Genomic DNA, 19014 nt, shown 5'->3' on the forward strand with positions numbered 1-19014 from the left:
TCACCGTGTCAGGGCCGACAGCACCCGCTCGGGGTGACGGCAGCTCACCAGCCAGTACGGCGTCGGATCGTCCGGATCGTCGAGTACCGCCAGGATCATCGGCCCCACCCACGCCCTATGTAGGACGTACGCCGCCGGGTCTAGCTGGCGACCCAACGCAGCGGACTTGGCCGAGGGCGCTATCTGCGCGGACCGGGAGATCACGGTGACCGGCAGATGCGCCTGGCCGGCCCACAGCTGCACTTCGCCCGGCGCCGCCGGGTCTTCGGTGACCCGGATCTCGATGCGGCCCAGCCACAGCAACGCCGCGGCCGCCACCGCGAACAGCGTCGCGTACGGCCACCAGGCCGACTGGCGGGTGACGCCCATATTGAATTCGAACGCGATGATGCCCGCCAGCGCGAAGGCCGGTGGCCACCACCACCACGGAACCCACAATCGTTCGCGATACCGCACGTTGTGCGGCGCGACGCGCGTATCGGACACGCAGTCAAGGGTAGTCTTTGGCCCCGTGTCGACCAGTCTGGCCATCGTCCGTCTTGACCCCGAGCTTCCGTTGCCCGTCCGCGCCCACGAGGGCGACGCCGGGATCGATCTCTACAGCGCCGAAGACGTCAAACTGGAACCCGGGCGACGCGCGCTGGTGCGGACGGGGGTCGCGGTGGCCATCCCGTTCGGAATGGTCGGCTTGGTGCATCCACGGTCGGGACTGGCTGCGCGAGTTGGGCTTTCGATCGTCAACAGTCCGGGTACCATAGACGCGGGCTACCGCGGCGAGATCAAGGTTGCGCTGATCAACTTGGACCCGACCGAGCCGATCGTGGTGCACCGTGGCGACCGCATCGCCCAGTTGTTGGTGCAGCGAGTCGAATTAGTGGAGCTGGTCGAGGTGTCGTCGTTCGACGAGGCCGGGCTGGCCGAAACATCCCGTGGCGATGGCGGTCACGGTTCCTCCGGCGGACATGCGAGTTTGTGATGGCATTCGGTAAACGCACACCCAAAGACGACGAGGCCTCCGGGGCCGACACATCGGCCGCGGAAGAGGGCGCTGCCCGCGACGCCGACGAGCCGGCCCCCGAAGAACTCGAGGGCCCGTTCGACATCGAGGACTTCGACGACCCCGCAGTCGCCGAGCTGGCCCGGCTCGACCTTGGCTCGGTGCTGATTCCCACGCCGGAGGCCGGCCAGCTGCAGGTCGAGCTGACCGAAACCGGTGTGCCGAGCGCGGTCTGGGTCGTGACGCCGAACGGTCGTTTCACCATCGCCGCCTATGCCGCGCCCAAGACGGGTGGCCTGTGGCGTGAAGTGGCAGGCGAGCTCGCCGAATCGCTGCGCAACGACTCGGCCCAAGTCAGCATCAAGGACGGGCCGTGGGGTCGCGAAGTGGTGGGCACCGCCACCGGCGTGGTGCGCTTCATCGGTGTTGACGGCTACCGCTGGATGATCCGTTGCGTCATCAACGGCTCGCAGGAGACGATGGAAGCCCTGGAGCAGGAGGCGCGAGCGGCATTGGCAGACACCGTGGTTCGGCGCGGTGAGACGCCGCTTCCGGTGCGGACGCCGCTGACCGTGCAGCTACCCGAGCCGATGGCGCAGCAGCTGCGCGAAGCTGCCGCTGCCCAACAGGCCGCACAGCAGGACGACGCCCAACGGGTCGAAGGGCAACAGGCACCGCCCAACGAGCCGGCCGCGCGCCGCAGCGTCGACGGGTCGGCTATGCAACAGCTGCGCACCACCACCGGCGGCTGACCGGCTACAGGTCGGCCAGCGCGCTCAGACAGGCTGCGCCCAGGGCGGTGGGATCCACCCCGATCTGATCCAGCGTCACCGTCCGCAGCGCCGCACGCGGCGCTGCGGCGACCCAGTCGAGCCCGGCCTGCAACGGGTGGATCGGATCGTCGACCGCGGAGGCCACACCCAGCGGCACGGCCAGCCCGGCCAGCTCGTCGCAGCTCGGCGCGACATAGGCGGCCGCCTCTTCCATGGCGTCGGGCAGATGTGGCCACTGCGCGCCCCAAGACCGGGCCAGCTCGTCGGCCAGCCACGGCGGGCTGGAGGCCCGCATCTGGGTCGTGGCCGCCGCCAGCCCGTCGGTGCGCAACTGCGACGCGGAATACCGCGCCGCAAGGGCCGCGGGCGCCGCCCCGGGCGCGCCCGCCCATGCCGGCAGCGCGGCCAGCACCGCGACCACCCGGTCGGGATGGGCCAGCGCCCAGGCGGCCGCCACCGCGGCGCCGATCGAGACCCCGCCCACAGCGATCGGCTCGGCGCGCGCCGCGTCATCCAGCGCCGCCAGGTAGCCCTCGATCAACCGGTCGGGCCGCGGCGGCGGGGTCACCAGCAGCGCGCCGACCTCGGCTAAGGGGCGGGAAAATGCCCGGTGAACGTAGGCGTCGTCGGAGCCGGTGCCGGGCAACAACACCGTCGTGACACCGCGTAGATCGACCACCACCTCTAGATAGTGCCCCGCCGTTCACTCGCCCTCCAACACGACGTTTGAGTCGGTTGGCGCTTGGGGAACCAAGAGGTCTACGGTGTCCGTTGGCATAAATGGAAGCGTCGAGGCTTATCAGCATTTGTCAGGAGTGGCCATGGGGGCCCAAGGGTATCTGCGCCGGCTTACCCGTCGGTTGACGGAGGATCCGGAACAATTCGACTCGGAGGAGCTGTCCGACGAGGTCGCAAGCACCGGCGCGCAACGCGCGATCGACTGCGAGCGTGGCCAAGAGGTCACGATGGTGGGCACGCTGCGTAGCGTGGAGTGCAACGGCAGGGCTTGCGCCGGCGGAGTGCGTGCCGAATTGTTCGACGGCAGCGACACCGTCACGCTCGTATGGCTGGGACAACGCCGCATACCGGGCATCGACTCGGGCCGCACCCTGCGAGTGCGTGGGCGCCTCGGCAAGCTGGAGAACGGAACGAAGGCGATCTACAACCCGCATTACGAAATTCAGCGGTGATCGAGCCCGAAGATCTGGGGGCAACCCCGCGGGAGTCGGGTTCGTCGGAACACATGACCACTAACCGCATTAACCCGGAACGTCTGCTGGCTCAGGCAGGCGGGGTCAGCGGTGTCATCTATTCGTCGCTGCCGGTGGTTGTGTTCGTCATCGCCTCGAGCGTGTCGGGATTGGTTCCCGCGATCTCGGCCGCGCTGGGGGTGGCCGCACTGATCTTGGTGTGGCGGCTCATTCGCCGCGAATCCCCGCAGCCGGCGTTCTCCGGGTTCTTCGGCGTCGCGCTGTGCGCGCTGATCGCCTACGTGCTGGGGGAGTCGAAGGGCTACTTCCTGCTGGGCATCTGGATGTCGTTGGTGTGGGCGGTGGTCGTCACGGCGTCGGTGCTGATCCGCCGGCCAATGGTCGGCTACGCGTGGAGCTGGGCCACCGGGCGGGGCGACGGCTGGCGCGAGGTGCCCCGGGCCGTCTATGCGTTCGACATCGCGTCGGTGGGCTGGGTGCTGGTGTTCGCCGCCCGGTTCGTCGTTCAGGGTTTGCTCTACGACGCCGATCGGACCGGCTGGCTTGCCGTGGCGCGGATCGCGATGGGCTGGCCGCTGACCGTGCTCGCCGCGTTGGCGACCTACGCGGCGATCAAGTCGGCGCAACGGGCCATCGCCGCTGCCGCAGTCCCCTCGGTCGACGTCGAACCCGGCGCCGTCACCGACTGACTACTCGCCGGCCGGACTGTGGCTGCCCAGTAGCAGCTTCTGCAGGTCCTCTTCCGCCTCCGCGATGGCGACGAACAGCAGCTCGTCACCGCCCTCCAGCGGCTCGTCCTCCTCGGGAACGATAACCCGCGGGCCGCGCAGGATCGTCACCAGCGAGGTGTCCCGCGGCAGCTGCAGTTTGCGCACGGGCTTGCCGCCCCACGGGGTGTCGTCGGGCAGCGTGATCTCGACGAGGTTGGCCTGGCCCTTGCGGAATTCCATCAGCCGCACCAGATCTCCGACGGCGACGGCCTCTTCGATGAGCGACGCCAGCATGCGCGGCGTCGATACCGCCACGTCGACCCCCCAGGCGTCGGTGAACAGCCATTCGTTGCGGGGGTCGTTGACCCGGGCCACCACCCGGGGCACCGCGAACTCGGTTTTGGCCAATAGGCTCAGCACCACGTTGGCCTTGTCATCGCCGGTTGCGGCGACCACCACGTCGAACTCCTGCAGGTGCACCGACTCCAGCAAGCTCAGTTCGCACGCATCGCCCAGCCGCCAGTGCGCGGCGGGGATGGCGTCGACGTCGACGTGATCGGGGTTGCGTTCGATCAGCGTCACATCGTGCCCGTTGCCGATGAGTTCGCGGGTGACCGAGCGGCCGACCGCGCCGGCGCCGGCAACAGCTACTTTCATGCGCGTACCTTCATGCGCGCCGCTCCTTAAGCCAGTCGCTGGAATTCATCACAGGTCTTCGCTGGGTGGTAACGCGGCGATGGCCACCGCCTCGGCGGCGCGGCCGGAGATCGCGGCGACGTACACCTGGTCGCCGGCTTGGATAACCGATTTGGGCTCCGGCAACACGCCGGCCCCGAAACGGATCAGGAAGGCGACCCGGGCGCCGGTTGCCTGCTCGAGATCGGTGACCCGATGCCCGATCCAGTCCTCGTGCAGGACGACCTCGGACACGGCGACGGTGCCGGTCGGATCGCGCCACTTGGCCGTCTCGGACTCGCGCAGCAGCGCGTTCAGCAGGCGGTCGGTGGTCCAGGGCACGGTCGCGATGGTGGGAATGCCCAGACGCTCGTAGACCTCGGCGCGCTTGGCGTCGTAGATGCGCGCCACGACCCGCTTGACGCCGAACGTCTCCCGGGCCAGCCGCGCCGAGATGATGTTGGAGTTGTCGCCAGACGAGACTGCGGCGAACGCGTCCGCTTCCTCGATACGTGCCCTCAGCAGTACATCTCGGTCGAATCCCTGCCCCAGGACGCGCTCGCCGGCGTATTCCGGGCTGAGCCGGTTGAAGGCGGTGCTGTCCCGGTCGATCACCGCGACGTCGTGACCGATGCGCGAGAGCCCGTCGGCGACCGAAGAACCGACCCGCCCGCAGCCCATCACCACTACTCGCAACTTGAGGTCCTCTCGGCCCGCGTCCTGCGCCCTTCACCGGCAACCCACGTCGGCCAGCCGTTTCGGTCGGCGAACATTCTCCTACGAACGCTACCGCCAAACCCGTCTGGGCTTACTCTTGGCTCTCGTGTCCAAACTTTCAACCGCCACCCGTCGGTTGCTTATCGGTCGGCCGTTTCGCAGCGACCGGCTGAGTCACACGCTGCTGCCCAAGCGGATCGCCTTGCCGGTGTTCGCCTCCGACGCGCTGTCCTCGGTTGCGTATGCGCCCGAGGAGGTCTTCCTGATGCTGTCGGTAGCCGGGGTGACGGCATACGCGCTGACGCCGTGGATCGGGCTCGCGGTGGCCGCGGTGATGCTGGTGGTGGTGGCCAGCTACCGGCAGAACGTCCATGCCTACCCATCCGGCGGCGGTGACTACGAGGTGGTCACCACCAATCTCGGCGACACCGCCGGCCTCGTGGTCGCCAGCGCCCTGATGGTGGATTACGTTCTCACCGTTGCGGTTTCGACAGCCTCGGCGATGGCGAACATCGGCTCGGCGATTCCGCTCGTGGCCCAGCACAAGGTGTACTTCTGTGTGGTGTCCATCCTGCTGGTGATGGCGCTGAATCTGCGTGGGGTGCGCGAATCCGGGTTGGCTTTCGCGGTGCCGACGTATGCGTTCATCATCGGTGTGTTGGCGATGATCGGCTGGGGCCTGTTCCGGATCTTCGTGCTGGACAATCCGCTGCGGGCCGAGTCCGCCGGTTTCCAGATGCGCGCCGAGCACGGCCAAATCGTCGGTTTCGCCTTGGCATTCCTGGTAGCGCGATCGTTTTCTTCGGGATGCGCGGCGCTGACGGGTGTCGAGGCGATCAGCAACGGGGTGCCGGCGTTCCAGAAACCTAAGTCGCGCAACGCGGCGACCACCCTGCTGATGCTGGGCGGTATCGCGGTGACGCTGTTGATGGGCATCATCGTGCTGGCCCAGAAGATCGGCGTTCAGCTGGTCGAGGATCCCGCGACCCAACTGGACGGTGCGCCAAAGGGTTACTACCAGAAGACTCTGGTCACACAGCTGGCGCAGACGGTGTTCGGCAGCTTCCACATCGGTTTCCTGCTGATCGCCACGGTGACCGCGTTGATCCTGGTGCTGGCGGCCAACACGGCGTTCAACGGGTTTCCGGTGCTCGGCTCGATCTTGGCGCAGCACAGCTATCTGCCGCGCCAATTGCACACCCGCGGAGACCGATTGGCGTTCTCCAACGGAATCTTGTTTTTGTCCGGGGCGGCGCTGCTGGCGATCATCGCGTTCCGTGGTGAGGTTACCGCGCTGATTCAGCTGTACATCGTCGGCGTGTTCATTTCGTTCACGCTGAGTCAGATCGGCATGGTCCGGCACTGGACCCGGTTGCTGCGCACCGAGACCGATCCGCGCGCGCGGCGCAAGATGATGCGCTCGCGCGTGGTCAACGCGGTCGGATTGCTGTCCACCGGCGCGGTGCTGTTGGTGGTGCTGGTGACCAAGTTCGCAGCCGGGGCTTGGATCGCCTTATTCGCGATGGGCCTCCTGTTCGGCATCATGAAAATGATTCACCGGCACTACAACACCGTGAACCGCGAATTGGCGGAGCAGGCCGCCGCCCAGGATGACGTGGTGCTGCCCAGCCGCAATCACGCCGTGGTGCTTGTCTCCAAATTGCACCTGCCGACGTTGCGTGCGCTGGCCTACGCCAGGGCCACCCGCCCCGACGTCCTCGAGGCGGTGACGGTCAGTGTCGACGATGGGGAAACCCGCGATCTGGTGCACAAGTGGGAAGAAAGCGATATCAGCGTCCCGCTCAAGGTCATCGCCTCGCCGTATCGCGAAGTCACCCGTCCCGTCTTGGAATACGTCAAACGGGCCAGGGAAGAGTCGCCGCGCACCGTGGTGACGGTGTTCATTCCCGAGTATGTGGTGGGTCACTGGTGGGAGCAGGTGTTGCACAACCAGAGCGCTCTACGACTCAAGGGACGGCTGCTGTTCATGTCGGGCGTCATGGTGACTTCGGTTCCGTGGCAATTGAGTTCGTCGGAACGGCGCAGGGCCTTACAGCCGCACGTGGCGCCGGGTGATGCTCGTCGGGGAATCTTCGATTGACCCGCGAATCGACACGCGCGCGGCGTGCGGCGCCACCCCCGATGGGGGAGTTGACACTGACCACCGATGCCCCGGCCAACGGCGGCAGTTGCGTTGCGCACCACGAAGGCCGGGTGGTGTTTGTCCGCTACGCATTGCCCGGCGAGCGGGTTCGTGTCCGGGTCACCGCGGATCGCGGATCTTATTGGCACGCAGAGGTTATCGAGGTCATCGACCCGGCGGGCGGCCGCATCACATCGCTGTGCCCCATCGCCGGGGTTGGCGGCGCCGGCTGTTGCGACCTGGCGTTCGCCGCCCCCGAGGTGGCCCGCACGCTCAAGGCCGAAGTCGTGGCCAATCAGCTCGAGCGCCTCGGCGGGCATGCCTGGAGCGGAGAGGCCGAGCCGCTGGCGGATTCCGCGCCGACGGCGTGGCGCACCCGCGTTCGGCTCGGCGTGGGCCCCGACCGTCGCCCGGGCTTTCACCGATACCACAGCGAGGAATTGGTGACCGACTTGCGGTGTGCCCAGCTGCCTGCCGGGATGCTCGACGGGATCGCCGACATCGATTGGCCGCCGGCCGCCCAGCTGCACGTGGCCGTCGACGACGACGGCGTACGCCACGTGGTGCGCACCCTGCGGCAGGGCAGGCAGATTGCGACCAAGGTAGTCGAGGGTCGCTACGAGGCGGTGCAGCGCGTGGCGGGGCGAAGCTGGCAGGTGCCGGTGACCGCCTTCTGGCAGGCGCACCGCAATGCGGCGGACGTGTACAGCCAGCTGGTCGCCGACTGGGCGCAGCTCGGCGCCGGGATGCGTGCGTGGGATCTATACGGCGGCGCAGGCGTTTTCGCGGCGGTACTCGGCGATGCGGTCGGACACTCCGGGCGCGTGCTCAGTGTCGACACCTCGCGCGCCTCGACCCGGGCCGCCCGGGCCACGCTGGCCGATCTGACCCAGGTGCACGTTGTCACCGACTCGGTGCGCCGCGCGCTGGCGGCTCAGCGAGGGCGCGCGGACGTGGCGGTGCTGGATCCGCCGCGGGCGGGGGCCGGGCGCGAGGTCATCGATCTGCTGGCCGCCGCCGATGTCCCGCGGGTGGTGCACATCGGTTGTGAGGCAGCATCGTTCGCGCGCGACATCGGGATCTACCTCGGCCACGGCTATGCCGTCGAGAAGATCAAGGTGTTCGACGCGTTCCCGCTGACGCACCACACCGAATGCGTCGCGCTGCTGACCCGTTAGGGAGTTTCTGGCGGCGATGGACGCTGCGGCACGACACCGCAATTCCGCGCGGGTGAATCTGATGACCGGTTAGACTGCGTCGCGGTGTGCCGGGAAGTCTGGTCGGCGATGTCGTTGTCGACCGATCGAAAGGCGCGCGTGCTTACCAGCAAACAACGGGCCGTGACTGGCGAGGCATGTCGATTGCGTGCGCGGTACGTGCTCACCGGTACTCGATTGCTGCCATCGTGAACGAAACTCTTCGTTACGCGCTGTTCGTCTTGTTCTCCAGTGCAGTCGGTTTGGTTGCGGTGTTGGCGAATCGACTAACCGAGCGGGTCAAGATCCCCGTGGCACTACTCGTGTTGGTCGGAGCCGCCGTCGCGGTGCACGCGATGCCCGCGGTGCAGCCTCCGTCCGAGCGCATCGTGGAACGGGTGATCACCATCGCGTTGGTGTTGGTGTTGTTCGACGGCGGCATGCACATCGGGCCTTCGCGATTCCGGGCCGCAGCCGTCCCGATCCTGTCGGTGGGCGTCGTGGGCACCGCCCTCACCGCAGCAGGGGCGGCACTAGTGCTGCACTACATATGCGGAATCAGCTGGTTTCCCGCGATGCTTGTGGCCACAGCCGTGGCTCCGACCGATCCGGCCGTGGTTTTCTCTGTTCTGGGCAAACGCGAGATCAGTGGCCGCAGCGGCACCATCCTGGAAGGCGAGTCAGGTGCCAACGATCCGGTCGGCATCTCCTTGATGTCCAGCCTGATCGCCGCCGGCGGTCTTAGCGCGGCCGGGTTCGCCAGCGTGGGAACACAATTCGTTCTACAGATGGCGGTCGGCCTGGCCGTCGGGGTGCTTGGCGGTCGTGTCCTACTCGTCTTCATGCGCCGGGTCGCGTTGCCCAGCGAAGGTCTCTACTCGTTACGAACGCTGGCATCCTGCCTGATGTTGTACGGCATTGCCACGCTCGCGCACGGCTCGGGATTTTTGGCCGTGTTCGTAGCCGGCATCGTGATCGGCGACGCTCGCGCGCCCTACAAGCCGGAGATCAAGCGATTCCACGCCGCCCTGGCCGGTCTGGCGGAAATCGTCGCCTTTGCCGTCCTGGGTTTGACGGTCGACCTCAATGTCCTTGGCCATCCCGATGTATGGGTTTGCGGGCTCGTCCTCGCTGTGGCCCTGACAGTGCTGATCCGTCCGTTGGCGGTGGGCTCGTGCCTCGTTCCTGTCCGATTGCGGCGAAACGAACGCGCCTTCGTTCTTTTCGCCGGGCTCAAGGGTGCAGTGCCGATCCTGCTGGGCGAGTTCCTGCGGGCTGCTCACCTCGCCGACGCCGAACGTCTGTACGGCATCGTGGTCATCGTCGTCGTCTTCTCAGTGCTGGTGCAGGGCAGTTCTGTGCCTGGTGTCGCCCGACTGTTGCACCTGCCCATGCGCACCGTGGAGACTCGGCCATGGCAGATAGGTGTGCGACTCGCCGACGAACCGCAAGGGGTCCATCGCTTCAGCGTCGCGACCGGCTCTGCTGCCGAGCGGTGCACAGTCGAGAGTCTCGGTGACCGTGTCGGTGACATCTGGGTGAGCATCGTGGTCCGCACCACTGGCCTGGTGCCGGTGCGGGGCGACACCGAACTCGAGGCCGGGGACGAGGTCGTCATCCTGGCAGATCCCGAACTTCATGACACCCTGGCCGAACTGTTCGGCCCCGCGCAAGCGCGGTGAACGCCCGCCACGTCCCCAGCTGTTCTCGCGGGCGCTGCGTAGACTGACTGGATGCTGGAACAGATCCGCGGGCCCGCTGATCTGCAGCACCTTTCCCAACATGAACTCCGCGAACTGGCCGCCGAGATTCGCGAGTTCCTGATTCACAAGGTCGCTGCCACCGGGGGACACCTGGGGCCCAATCTGGGCGTGGTGGAGCTGACGCTCGCCCTGCACCGGGTGTTCGATTCACCCCACGATCCGATCATCTTCGACACCGGTCATCAGGCCTACGTCCACAAGATGCTGACGGGCCGCTCCCTCGAGTTCGAGAGCCTGCGCAAGAAGGGTGGGCTGTCCGGTTATCCGTCGCGTGCGGAGAGCGAGCACGACTGGGTCGAGTCCAGCCACGCCAGCGCGTCGTTGTCCTACGCCGACGGCCTGGCCAAGGCCTTCGAACTGAGTGGGCATCGCAATCGCCACGTGGTCGCGGTGGTCGGCGACGGCGCGCTCACCGGCGGCATGTGCTGGGAGGCGCTGAACAACATCGCCGCTTCCGGCCGCCCGGTCATCATCGTGGTCAACGACAACGGCCGCAGCTATGCCCCGACGATCGGCGGTGTCGCCGACCATCTCGCCTCGCTGCGGCTGCAGCCGGCCTACGAGCAGGCCCTGGAGAAGGGCCGCGACGCGCTGCGCGCGCTACCGCTGGTCGGCAAGATCGCCTACCGCCTCATGCACAGCGTCAAGGCCGGCATCAAGGACTCGCTGTCACCGCAGCTGATGTTCACCGATCTGGGTCTGAAGTATGTGGGCCCGGTCGACGGGCACGACGAACGCGCGGTGGAGGCCGCGCTGCGGCACGCCCGCGGCTTCGGCCGCCCGGTGATCGTGCACGTAATGACCCGCAAGGGGATGGGCTTCGCCCCGGCCGAGGACGACGAAGCCGAGCAGATGCATTCCTGCGGCGTCATCGACCCGGTCACCGGACAGGCGACCAAGGTCGCCGGACCCGGCTGGACGGCGACGTTCTCCGACGCCCTCACCGGCTACGCCAGGAGGCGCCGCGACATCGTGGCCATCACCGCCGCCATGCCCGGCCCGACCGGGCTGACGCCGTTCGGACAGCAATTCCCGGACCGCTTGTTCGACGTCGGCATCGCCGAACAACACGCGATGACGTCGGCCGCCGGCCTTGCCATGGGGGGCATGCACCCGGTGGTGGCGATCTATTCGACGTTCCTGAACCGGGCCTTCGACCAGATCATGATGGACGTGGCGCTGCACAAGCTCCCGGTCACCATGGTGCTCGACCGGGCCGGCGTCACCGGTTCGGACGGCGCCAGCCACAACGGCATGTGGGACATGTCGATGCTGGGCATCGTGCCCGGCATGCGGGTGGCCGCACCCCGGGACGCCACCCGGTTGCGCGAGGAACTCGGCGAGGCGCTCGATGTCGACGACGGCCCGACGGCGCTGCGCTTCCCCAAAGGCGATGTGGGCGAGGACATCCCGGCGATCGAGCGCCGCGGATCGGGCATCTCGGGTGTCGACGTGCTCGCGGTCCCGGCCGGCGGGTGCAACCACGACGTGCTGCTGATCGGTGTCGGCGCGTTCGCGCCGATGGCGCTGGCGGTGGCCAGGCGACTACAGGACCAGGGGATCGGCGTCACGGTCATCGACCCGCGTTGGGTGCTGCCGGTTTCGCAGAGCGTTCTGGAACTGGCGGCCCAACACAAGCTCGTCGTCACGTGCGAGGACAACGGGGTCAACGGCGGGGTGGGCTCGGCGGTGTCCGCCGCCCTGCGCCACGCCGAGATCGACGTACCGTGCCGCGACGTCGGACTGCCGCAACAGTTCTACGAGCACGCCTCCCGCGGTGAGCTGCTGTCTGATCTGGCGCTGACCGACCAGGACGTGGCCCGCCGCATCACCGGCTGGGTCGCGGCGCTGGGCAGCGGCGTCACCGAAGCGGAGATCCGCGAGCACCTCGACTAAGTGGCGATCGCGAGCGCGGCGGAGTCGGGTGAAGCGGGTCGCCACCATCGGGTCTAGTCGTCCTCAGCGGGCGTGGGCGGCGCCTGCAGCGCCCGCGCCAGAGCGGGATCCACCAACTCCCGCTGCCAGGGCCGGGCCTGCCCGGCGAGCAGGAACGTCTCGACTGCGTCAAACGGGTCGGGTGCGGCCGTCCAGTCCCAGCACAGTCGTCGCACCAGGTCCGGTGAGACCAGATTCTCGGTGGGAACGTTGACCCGCTCGGAGACCTCCGACAGCGCCGAGCGCGCGGCCTCCAGCCGGGCGGCGGCCTCCGGTTTGCGCCTGCTCCACCGCGCCGGCGGCGGCGGACCATTCGGCGGCTCGCTGTCCCTGGGCGGGTTTTTGGATTGCCGGGCCTCGTCCAGCGCCGCCAGCCACGTCGCGGCGCTGCGCCGCTGGTTGCGCCCACCGAACACGGGCAAAGCGACGAGTTCCTCGACGGTCGTCGGGTTGGCCAGGGCGGCATCGATGATGGCCGAGTCGGGCAGGATGCGGCGCGGGGCGATGTCGCGGCGCTGGGCGATCCGGTCGCGCGTCAACCACAATTCGCGGACCGCGGCCAGGCCACGCTGATCGCGCACCCGATGGATGCCCGACGTGCGCCGCCACCGGTCCCGTCGCACCGCGGCCCCCGGATCTTTGAAATCCGCGTCGCGCAGGTAGTCGAATTCCTGTGCGGCCCAATCGGTTTTGCCCTGCCCGGCCAAGACGTCGGCGATCGCCGCGCGCAGCTCGATGAGCAGTTCCACATCCAGGGCGGCGTAGTTGAGCCAATCGGGGGGCAGGGGACGCTTGGACCAGTCGGCCGCGCCGTGGCCCTTGGCCAGGCCGAAGCCCAGCAGCCGCTCGACCATGGTCGCCAGGTTCACCCGTTCGAACCCGGCCAGCCGTCCGGCGAGTTCGGTGTCATACAGCGCCGGCGGCCGCATCCCAACCTCCGCCAAACAAGGCAGGTCCTGATCGGCGGAGTGCAGGATCCATTCGTCGTTGCTCAGTACCTCGGCCACCGGCTTCAGGGCCTCGAGCGGCTCGGCGCCGTGGCTCACCGGATCGATCAGCACGGTGCCGGAACCGGCCCGCCGGATCTGGATCAGATAGGCCCGGTTGGAGTAGCGAAAACCCGACGCCCGCTCGGCGTCCACCGCGAAGGGCCCGTGCCCGCGGTCCAGGCGCTGCGCGGCGGCCTCGATTTCGTGGACGCTCACCGAGATGGGTGGGACGCCTTCGGAAGGTTGCCCCAGGGGGGTAGGGGCGGAGTCGGCGCTGACGTCGCCGGGCGCGCTGCTGCCCGACCCGTCGGCCGACGGCTCGCCCATGCTAGGCGCGTGACCGCGAGCTCAGGTCGGTGACTCCCGCGGGTGGTAAGCCCGCGGCGTGCTCCAATACCTCGCAAAACGCCTCGACATGCCCACCGACCGCGGGTGACGTCGCGGTCCATGACGCGCGCAGCTCGAGCTGGTGGGCGCGCGGCGGCCCGGAGATGTCTCCGTAGCGCACCGACGTGGTGGCGGTGACGGTGCCGCCCAGGGCGACGACTTGCTCCATACGTGACTCCAGTGCCTCGACTAGCCAGCTCCACGCTACTTCGGGCAGCAGCGGGTCGACCGCCTCACTGGGGTCAAGGTCGGCCTGGATGTAGGCGACCATGCGGATGGTGCCGTCCCACGCGTCGGCCCCTTCCGGGTCGTACAGCAGGATCAACCGTCCGAAGGCATCGCCGTCGGACCGCTCGGGAATGATGTCGTGATCGGGATGTTTGACCTCGGCACCCAGGGCGTAACTGTGGGGAGCCAAGCGTTGCGGCGGCCGGATGGGACCCAACTCGATCTCCGACCGCACGACGACGGCGTTCATCGCCTCTACCGCCTCGCGGAATGGGGCCGGTTCGGATGAGGTCACTTGGCGCCGCTCCTGTTCATCCCGACCGTTCTGAGTCGTCACGGCACGGGTCACAGGGATCGACGGTAGACCTACAGCCCGACACGCCGCGACAGGCGCGCCGCGTTTCAAACCCGCCGCGACCAAGCCGTTACCAGGCCTCCACCAAAGCTATATGTGCAGCTCAGGCCGCGGTCAGCGGGTGAAACGCGCCTGGCGTTTCTCTCGGTGCGCGGCCAGGCCTTCCTGCACGTCGGGGCCGCTGAAACTGAGGAATTCCAGGCCCACCGAGGTCTCGAAGGTGGGGCCCATCATGCGATACCAGTGGTTGAGGCTGCGCTTGGTCCACTGGATCGCGTTCTGCGCGCCCTGCGCCAGGTTCTCGGCGATGCGGGTGGCGGTGGACAGCACGTCGTCGTCGTCGACGCAGGTGGACACCAGCCCGATCCGCTCGGCTTCCTCACCCAGCAGCGTCTCGCAGGTCAGCAGGTAGTACTTGGCCTTGGCCATGCCGACCAGCAGCGGCCAGCAGATCGCGGCGTGGTCGCCGGCCGCCACACCGAGCTTGGTGTGCCCGTCGATGAGCTTCGCGGTCCGGCCCGCCACCGAGATGTCGGCGAGCAGCGCCACCACCAGGCCAGCGCCCACCGCCGGCCCGCGAATCGCCGACACGACGGGCGTGTCGCAGTCGATCATGTTGTGCACCAGGTCGCGGGCTTCGCGCATGATGCGGAGCCGGCCCTCGTAGTCGTTGATGGTCTCGTCGATCAGGTCGAAGCTGCCGCCGGAGGAAAAGGCCTTGCCTTCACCGCGGACCAGGACGGCGCGCACGGCGGCGTCGCGGTCGATCACCGGCCAGATGTCGGCGAGGTCGCGGTGCATCTGCGGCCCGACCGAATTCAGGCCGGGGGAATCGAGAACCAGCGTCAGCACGCCGTTCTCACCAAGCTCGCAGCGCAGGCTGGGAAACGCGTCGTAGCTCGCTGGGGGCTGACTCACCGGCATCTCAGAGCTCCTGACGTTCAAACGGTTGCGGTCGTTGATAGTACGCAGCGACGTTCGGTGTTCTCCGGTCATGGCAGCATTAAGGCTGATGAGTACTCGCCGCGACCTCCCCGAGTCGCCGTATCTGGCGGCCGTGACCGGCCGCAAACCCAACCGGGTACCGGTGTGGTTCATGCGGCAGGCCGGTCGCTCGCTGCCCGAATACCGGGCGCTGCGGGCCCAGACCGACATGCTGTCGGCCTGCTTCGACGCCGAGTTGGTCTGCGAGATCACCCTGCAACCGGTGCGCCGCCACGACGTCGACGCGGCGATCTTGTTTTCCGACATCGTGGTGCCGCTGCTCGGTGCGGGGATCGACCTGGACATCGTCGCCGGGGTCGGGCCGGTCATCGAGTCGCCGGTGCGCACCGCCGCCGATGTGGCGGCGATCAAACCCCTTGAGCGGCAACGCGTTGCGCCGGTTTGCGACGCGGTGTCGCTGCTGGTGTCCGCGCTCGGCGATGTTCCGCTGATCGGCTTTGCGGGTGCCCCGTTCACCTTGGCGTCCTACCTGATCGAGGGCGGTCCCAGTCGACACCACGAGCGCACCAAAGCGATGATGCTGGCCGAGCCGGACACCTGGCATGTGCTGATGGAGAAGCTGACCGACGTCACCGTGGGCTTTTTGCGGGTGCAGCTGGAGGCCGGGGTGGACGCCATTCAGGTGTTCGACTCGTGGGCGGGGGCGCTGTCCCTGGCGAATTACCGCGCCTATGTGCAGCCGCACAGCACCCGGGTGTTCGCCGCGCTGGCCGACTACGGCGTGCCGATGACCCACTTCGGGGTCGGCACGGCCGAACTGCTGGGCGCCATGTCGTCGGTCGGTGCGAACGTGGTGGGCGTGGATTGGCGAACCTCCCTGGCCGACGCGGCCGCCCGCGTGCAACCCGGTACGGCGTTGCAGGGCAACCTCGATCCGGTAGTGGTGCTGGCGGGCTGGCCGGTGGTGGAACGCGCGGCGCGCGCTGTCGTGGACGACGGCCGCCGCGCGATCGACGCCGGCGCCGCCGGTCACATCTTCAATCTTGGCCACGGCGTGCTGCCCGAAACGGACCCCGGCGTGCTGACCGAGCTGGTGTCGCTGGTCCACTCCCTATGAGTTCTCCCTCGTATTGCGTTGTGGGGGGCGGTGTTTCGGGTCTGACGGCGGCCTATCGGCTCCGGATGGCGGCCGGCGATGACGCGGCGATCACGCTGTTCGATCCGGGAGACAGGCTCGGCGGGGTCCTGCGCACCGAGCTGGTCGGCGGGGTGCCGATGGATGTGGGTGCCGAGGCTTTCGTGCTGCGTCGCCCCGAGCTGCCGGCGCTGCTGATTGAACTGAATCTGTCTGAGCACCAGCGGGTTTCGACCGGCGCACGCCCGCTGATCTACAGCAGGCAGGAGTTGCGCCCACTGCCCGCCGGCACCGTGGCCGGGATCCCGTCGTCGGCGGCGTCGGTGGCGGGACTGGTCGACGAGGCCAACCTCGCCCGCATCGAGGCCGAACCCACTCGCCCGCTGGTGTGGGAACCGGGCAGCGACCCCGCGGTGGCCGACCTGGTGGGTGAGCGATTCGGCGACCAGGTGGTGTCCCGGTCGGTGGATCCGCTGCTGAGCGGGGTCTATGCCGGTTCGGCGGCCACCATCGGCCTGCGCGCGGCCGCCCCGACGGTGGCGGCGGCGCTGGACCGTGGCGCCCCCAGCCTGACGGAAGCCGTAGGGCAGGCGCTGCCGCCGGCCACCGGCGCGCCGGTGTTCGGGTCGCTGCAGGGCGGCTACCGGGTGCTGATCGATGAGCTGGTCGCGCGGGGTCGGCCGCGCTGGGTGCGCGCCGCGGTGTCGCGGCTCGAGCCCACCGACGCCGGCTGGTCGGTGATCGACGACACCGGCGCTCACTGGGCCGTCGATGCGGTGATCCTGGCCGTGCCGGCGGCGCAGTGTTGTCGCCTGCTGGCCGAGATCGCCCCGCGCAGCGTCGCCGCCGCCGGGCGCATCAGCAGTGCATCGTCGGTGGTGATGGCGCTCGCCGTGCCGGGCGATACCGCGTTCCCGGAGTGTTCGGGCGTGCTGGTGGCCACCGGTGAGCGGTTGCGGGCCAAGGCCATCACGCTGTCGTCGCGCAAGTGGGGTGGTGCAGGCGGTGACGCGCAGCTGCTGCGGCTGTCGTTCGGGCGGTTCGGCGATCGCGTGGCGGCCGACACGTCCGACGACGAGCTGCTGACCTGGGCGTTGGGTGACCTGGCCACCGTGTTCGGGCTGACCGTCGACCCCGTCGACGTCCTTATCCAGCGCTGGATCGACGCGATGCCGCAGTACGGGCCCGGCCATGCCGATCTGGTCGCCGAGGTGCGCGCGGGGCTGCCCCCGACGCTCGCCGTGGCCGGCAGCTACCTCGACGGCATCGGCGTGCCGGCCTGCGTCGGTGCGGCCGGGCGCGCGGTCGAGCGTGTGATCAGGGCCATCGGAGACTTGGACGCGCGGGTGGCACGATAGGTTCCATGGCCAAGCTCGACTACGACTCGCTCAACTCCACGATCCGCTACCTGATGTTCTCGGTGTTCTCCGTTGAGCCGGGTGAGCTCGGTGACCAGCGGGACGACGTCATCGATGAAGCGTCGACGTTCTTCAAGCAGCAGGAGGAGCGCGGCGTCGTGGTGCGCGGCCTGTACGACGTCGCCGGCCTGCGGGCCGACGCCGACTTCATGATCTGGACCCACGCCGAACGCGTCGAGGCGTTGCAGGCCACCTACGCCGATTTCCGGCGCACCACGGCGCTGGGGCGGGCCAGTTCGCCGGTGTGGAGCAGTGTGGCGTTGCATCGGCCGGCCGAGTTCAACAAGAGCCACATCCCGGCCTTTCTGGCCGGCGAGGAACCCGGTGCCTACATCTGCGTGTATCCCTTTGTGCGGTCCTACGAGTGGTACCTGCTGCCCGACGAGGAACGCCGCCGCATGCTCGCCGAGCACGGCATGGCCGCCCGCGAATACAAGGACGTGCGTGCCAACACCGTTCCCGCGTTCGCGCTCGGCGACTACGAGTGGATCCTGGCGTTCGAGGCGCCCGAACTGCACCGCATCGTCGACCTGATGCGCGAACTGCGCGCCACCGACGCCCGCCGGCACACCCGCGAGGAGACGCCCTTCTTCACCGGCCCCCGGATTCCCGTCGAGCAGCTGGTGAACGCCCTGCCATGACAACCGCATTCGATCCGACCGATCCCACCCGCTTCGAGGAGATGTACCGCGACTCGCGGACGTCGCACGGCCTGCCCACCGCCACACCGTGGGATATCGGTGGCCCGCAGCCGGTGGTCCAGCAGCTCGTCGCGCTGGGCGCCGTCAAGGGTGAGGTGCTCGACCCGGGCACTGGCCCGGGCCATCACGCCATCTATTACGCGTCCAAGGGATATTCGGCGACCGGCATCGACGGCGCGGCGGGAGCTATCGAGCGCGCCCGGGAGAACGCCCAAAAGGCCGGGGTTTCGGTTAATTTCGAGCTGGCCGACGCGACGAAGCTGGACGGGTTCGACGGCCGCTTCGACACGGTGGTCGACTGCGCCTTCTACCACACCTTCAGCGCCGAGCCCGAGCTGCGCAGGTCCTATGTGCAGGCGCTGCACCGTGCCACCAAGCCGGGCGCGCGGCTGTACATGTTCGAGTTCGGTGAACACAACGTCAATGGCTTCAAGATGCTGCGGTCGTTGTCCGAGAACGACTTTCGCGATGTGCTTCCGGACGGTGGCTGGGAGATCACCTATCTGGGCACGACCACCTACCGGGTCAACGTCAGCGTCGAGTCCATCGAGGCGATGGCCAAGCGCAACCCGGACATGGCCGATCAGGCGGAGAAATTGCTGGAGCGCTTCCGGGTGATCGAGCCGTGGCTCGAGGGCGATCGGGCACACGCCCCGTTCTGGGAAGTGCACGCCACCCGGGTTGACTGAATCGCCCGTAGCCGGCTCGAGATATAGACCACGCACACCCATGTCGG

General features: G+C 68.2%; 19 protein-coding genes. 12 read left to right on the top strand and 7 right to left on the bottom strand.

The features are described from left to right. The gene (locus tag VFW69_RS08340) at positions 1 to 486 is read right to left on the bottom strand and encodes a DUF3093 family protein (protein WP_526500044.1); all 486 of its coding nucleotides are present in this window, start codon (positions 484 to 486) and stop codon (positions 1 to 3) included. A gap of 25 nt (positions 487 to 511) precedes the next feature. On the opposite strand from VFW69_RS08340, the gene dut reads away from it, so the two are divergent. Together dut and VFW69_RS08350 are read left to right on the top strand one after the other, a co-directional pair. Then, positions 512 to 976 carry a dUTP diphosphatase gene (gene dut, locus VFW69_RS08345; RefSeq protein ID WP_499980912.1) on the top strand — a complete coding sequence of 155 codons (465 nt, stop codon included), beginning with the start codon at positions 512 to 514 and terminating at the stop codon, positions 974 to 976. Further along, positions 973 to 1749: a DUF3710 domain-containing protein gene (locus VFW69_RS08350; RefSeq protein ID WP_526500046.1), complete on the top strand. Its 777-nt coding sequence runs from the start codon at positions 973 to 975 to the stop codon at positions 1747 to 1749. Before dut ends, VFW69_RS08350 begins: the two co-directional genes overlap by 4 nt. Positions 1750 to 1753: 4 nt before the next feature. On the opposite strand, the gene VFW69_RS08355 is transcribed toward VFW69_RS08350, so the two are convergent. Continuing rightward, on the bottom strand, positions 1754 to 2452 hold the full coding sequence (locus tag VFW69_RS08355) for an alpha/beta hydrolase (protein WP_526500048.1): 699 nt from the start codon (positions 2450 to 2452) through the stop codon (positions 1754 to 1756). A gap of 139 nt (positions 2453 to 2591) precedes the next feature. Here VFW69_RS08355 and VFW69_RS08360 point away from each other — a divergent pair, with 139 nt between their 5' ends. After that, complete coding sequence (locus VFW69_RS08360; RefSeq protein WP_526500050.1) at positions 2592 to 2960, top strand: OB-fold nucleic acid binding domain-containing protein; 369 nt, start codon at positions 2592 to 2594, stop codon at positions 2958 to 2960. A 53-nt stretch (positions 2961 to 3013) separates the two neighbouring features. Then, positions 3014 to 3670 carry a DUF3159 domain-containing protein gene (locus tag VFW69_RS08365; protein ID WP_526500146.1) on the top strand — a complete coding sequence of 219 codons (657 nt, stop codon included), beginning with the start codon at positions 3014 to 3016 and terminating at the stop codon, positions 3668 to 3670. On the opposite strand, the gene VFW69_RS08370 is transcribed toward VFW69_RS08365, so the two are convergent. Both VFW69_RS08370 and VFW69_RS08375 read right to left on the bottom strand, forming a co-directional pair. Then, positions 3671 to 4348, bottom strand: coding sequence for a potassium channel family protein (locus tag VFW69_RS08370; RefSeq protein WP_526500052.1), 678 nt, complete (start codon positions 4346 to 4348; stop codon positions 3671 to 3673). Between the two features lie 48 nt (positions 4349 to 4396). Further along, entirely contained in the window at positions 4397 to 5062 is a 666-nt protein-coding gene (locus VFW69_RS08375; protein ID WP_112710436.1) for a potassium channel family protein, read from the bottom strand. A 127-nt stretch (positions 5063 to 5189) separates the two neighbouring features. On the opposite strand from VFW69_RS08375, the gene VFW69_RS08380 reads away from it, so the two are divergent. From VFW69_RS08380 to dxs, 4 genes are all read left to right on the top strand, one after another. Further along, complete coding sequence (locus VFW69_RS08380) at positions 5190 to 7184, top strand: amino acid permease (protein ID WP_526500055.1); 1995 nt, start codon at positions 5190 to 5192, stop codon at positions 7182 to 7184. Positions 7185 to 7225: 41 nt separating this feature from the next. Continuing rightward, on the top strand, positions 7226 to 8404 hold the full coding sequence (locus VFW69_RS08385; RefSeq protein WP_526500057.1) for a class I SAM-dependent RNA methyltransferase: 1179 nt from the start codon (positions 7226 to 7228) through the stop codon (positions 8402 to 8404). Positions 8405 to 8631: 227 nt separating this feature from the next. After that, positions 8632 to 10104: a cation:proton antiporter domain-containing protein gene (locus tag VFW69_RS08390; RefSeq protein ID WP_526500059.1), complete on the top strand. Its 1473-nt coding sequence runs from the start codon at positions 8632 to 8634 to the stop codon at positions 10102 to 10104. Between the two features lie 51 nt (positions 10105 to 10155). Then, the gene (gene dxs, locus VFW69_RS08395) at positions 10156 to 12081 is read left to right on the top strand and encodes a 1-deoxy-D-xylulose-5-phosphate synthase (protein ID WP_526500061.1); all 1926 of its coding nucleotides are present in this window, start codon (positions 10156 to 10158) and stop codon (positions 12079 to 12081) included. Positions 12082 to 12134: 53 nt separating this feature from the next. On the opposite strand, the gene VFW69_RS08400 is transcribed toward dxs, so the two are convergent. From VFW69_RS08400 to VFW69_RS08410, 3 genes are all read right to left on the bottom strand, one after another. Next, the gene (locus VFW69_RS08400) at positions 12135 to 13436 is read right to left on the bottom strand and encodes an HRDC domain-containing protein (RefSeq protein ID WP_526500063.1); all 1302 of its coding nucleotides are present in this window, start codon (positions 13434 to 13436) and stop codon (positions 12135 to 12137) included. Between the two features lies 1 nt (position 13437). After that, a complete protein-coding gene (locus VFW69_RS08405) occupies positions 13438 to 14061 on the bottom strand; it encodes a DUF3000 family protein (protein WP_526500148.1) in 624 nt (207 codons plus the stop codon). Between the two features lie 132 nt (positions 14062 to 14193). Beyond that, positions 14194 to 15003 carry an enoyl-CoA hydratase/isomerase family protein gene (locus VFW69_RS08410; protein WP_526500065.1) on the bottom strand — a complete coding sequence of 270 codons (810 nt, stop codon included), beginning with the start codon at positions 15001 to 15003 and terminating at the stop codon, positions 14194 to 14196. 88 nt (positions 15004 to 15091) lie between these two features. Between VFW69_RS08410 and hemE the strand changes: the two genes are divergently transcribed. Genes hemE through VFW69_RS08430 form a run of 4 tightly spaced genes read left to right on the top strand, consistent with a single transcriptional unit; the run spans position 15092 to position 18967 of the window. Further along, a complete protein-coding gene (gene hemE / locus VFW69_RS08415; RefSeq protein WP_526500067.1) occupies positions 15092 to 16141 on the top strand; it encodes a uroporphyrinogen decarboxylase in 1050 nt (349 codons plus the stop codon). After that, positions 16138 to 17517, top strand: a complete 1380-nt coding sequence (locus VFW69_RS08420; RefSeq protein WP_526500069.1) for a protoporphyrinogen oxidase — start codon at positions 16138 to 16140, stop codon at positions 17515 to 17517. The genes hemE and VFW69_RS08420 overlap by 4 nt, the downstream gene beginning before the upstream one ends. 5 nt (positions 17518 to 17522) lie before the next feature. Then, positions 17523 to 18218 carry a hydrogen peroxide-dependent heme synthase gene (hemQ, locus tag VFW69_RS08425; protein WP_526500071.1) on the top strand — a complete coding sequence of 232 codons (696 nt, stop codon included), beginning with the start codon at positions 17523 to 17525 and terminating at the stop codon, positions 18216 to 18218. After that, entirely contained in the window at positions 18215 to 18967 is a 753-nt protein-coding gene (locus VFW69_RS08430) for a class I SAM-dependent methyltransferase (RefSeq protein ID WP_526500073.1), read from the top strand. The genes hemQ and VFW69_RS08430 overlap by 4 nt, the downstream gene beginning before the upstream one ends. Positions 18968 to 19014: the final 47 nt, after the last annotated feature.

This window comes from Mycobacterium sp. (genome assembly GCF_036273375.1).
Lineage (GTDB): Bacteria > Actinomycetota > Actinomycetes > Mycobacteriales > Mycobacteriaceae > Mycobacterium.

Coding starts and splice junctions, on each gene's coding strand:
- VFW69_RS08360 (WP_526500050.1), top strand. CDS start 2,592: ATGGGGGCCCAAGGGTATCTGCGCCGGCTTACCCGTCGGTTGACGGAG.
- VFW69_RS08365 (WP_526500146.1), top strand. CDS start 3,014: ATGACCACTAACCGCATTAACCCGGAACGTCTGCTGGCTCAGGCAGGC.
- VFW69_RS08370 (WP_526500052.1), bottom strand. CDS start 4,348: ATGAAAGTAGCTGTTGCCGGCGCCGGCGCGGTCGGCCGCTCGGTCACC.
- VFW69_RS08385 (WP_526500057.1), top strand. CDS start 7,226: ATGGGGGAGTTGACACTGACCACCGATGCCCCGGCCAACGGCGGCAGT.
- dxs (WP_526500061.1), top strand. CDS start 10,156: ATGCTGGAACAGATCCGCGGGCCCGCTGATCTGCAGCACCTTTCCCAA.
- VFW69_RS08400 (WP_526500063.1), bottom strand. CDS start 13,436: ATGGGCGAGCCGTCGGCCGACGGGTCGGGCAGCAGCGCGCCCGGCGAC.
- VFW69_RS08410 (WP_526500065.1), bottom strand. CDS start 15,003: ATGCCGGTGAGTCAGCCCCCAGCGAGCTACGACGCGTTTCCCAGCCTG.
- hemE (WP_526500067.1), top strand. CDS start 15,092: ATGAGTACTCGCCGCGACCTCCCCGAGTCGCCGTATCTGGCGGCCGTG.
- VFW69_RS08420 (WP_526500069.1), top strand. CDS start 16,138: ATGAGTTCTCCCTCGTATTGCGTTGTGGGGGGCGGTGTTTCGGGTCTG.
- hemQ (WP_526500071.1), top strand. CDS start 17,523: ATGGCCAAGCTCGACTACGACTCGCTCAACTCCACGATCCGCTACCTG.
- VFW69_RS08430 (WP_526500073.1), top strand. CDS start 18,215: ATGACAACCGCATTCGATCCGACCGATCCCACCCGCTTCGAGGAGATG.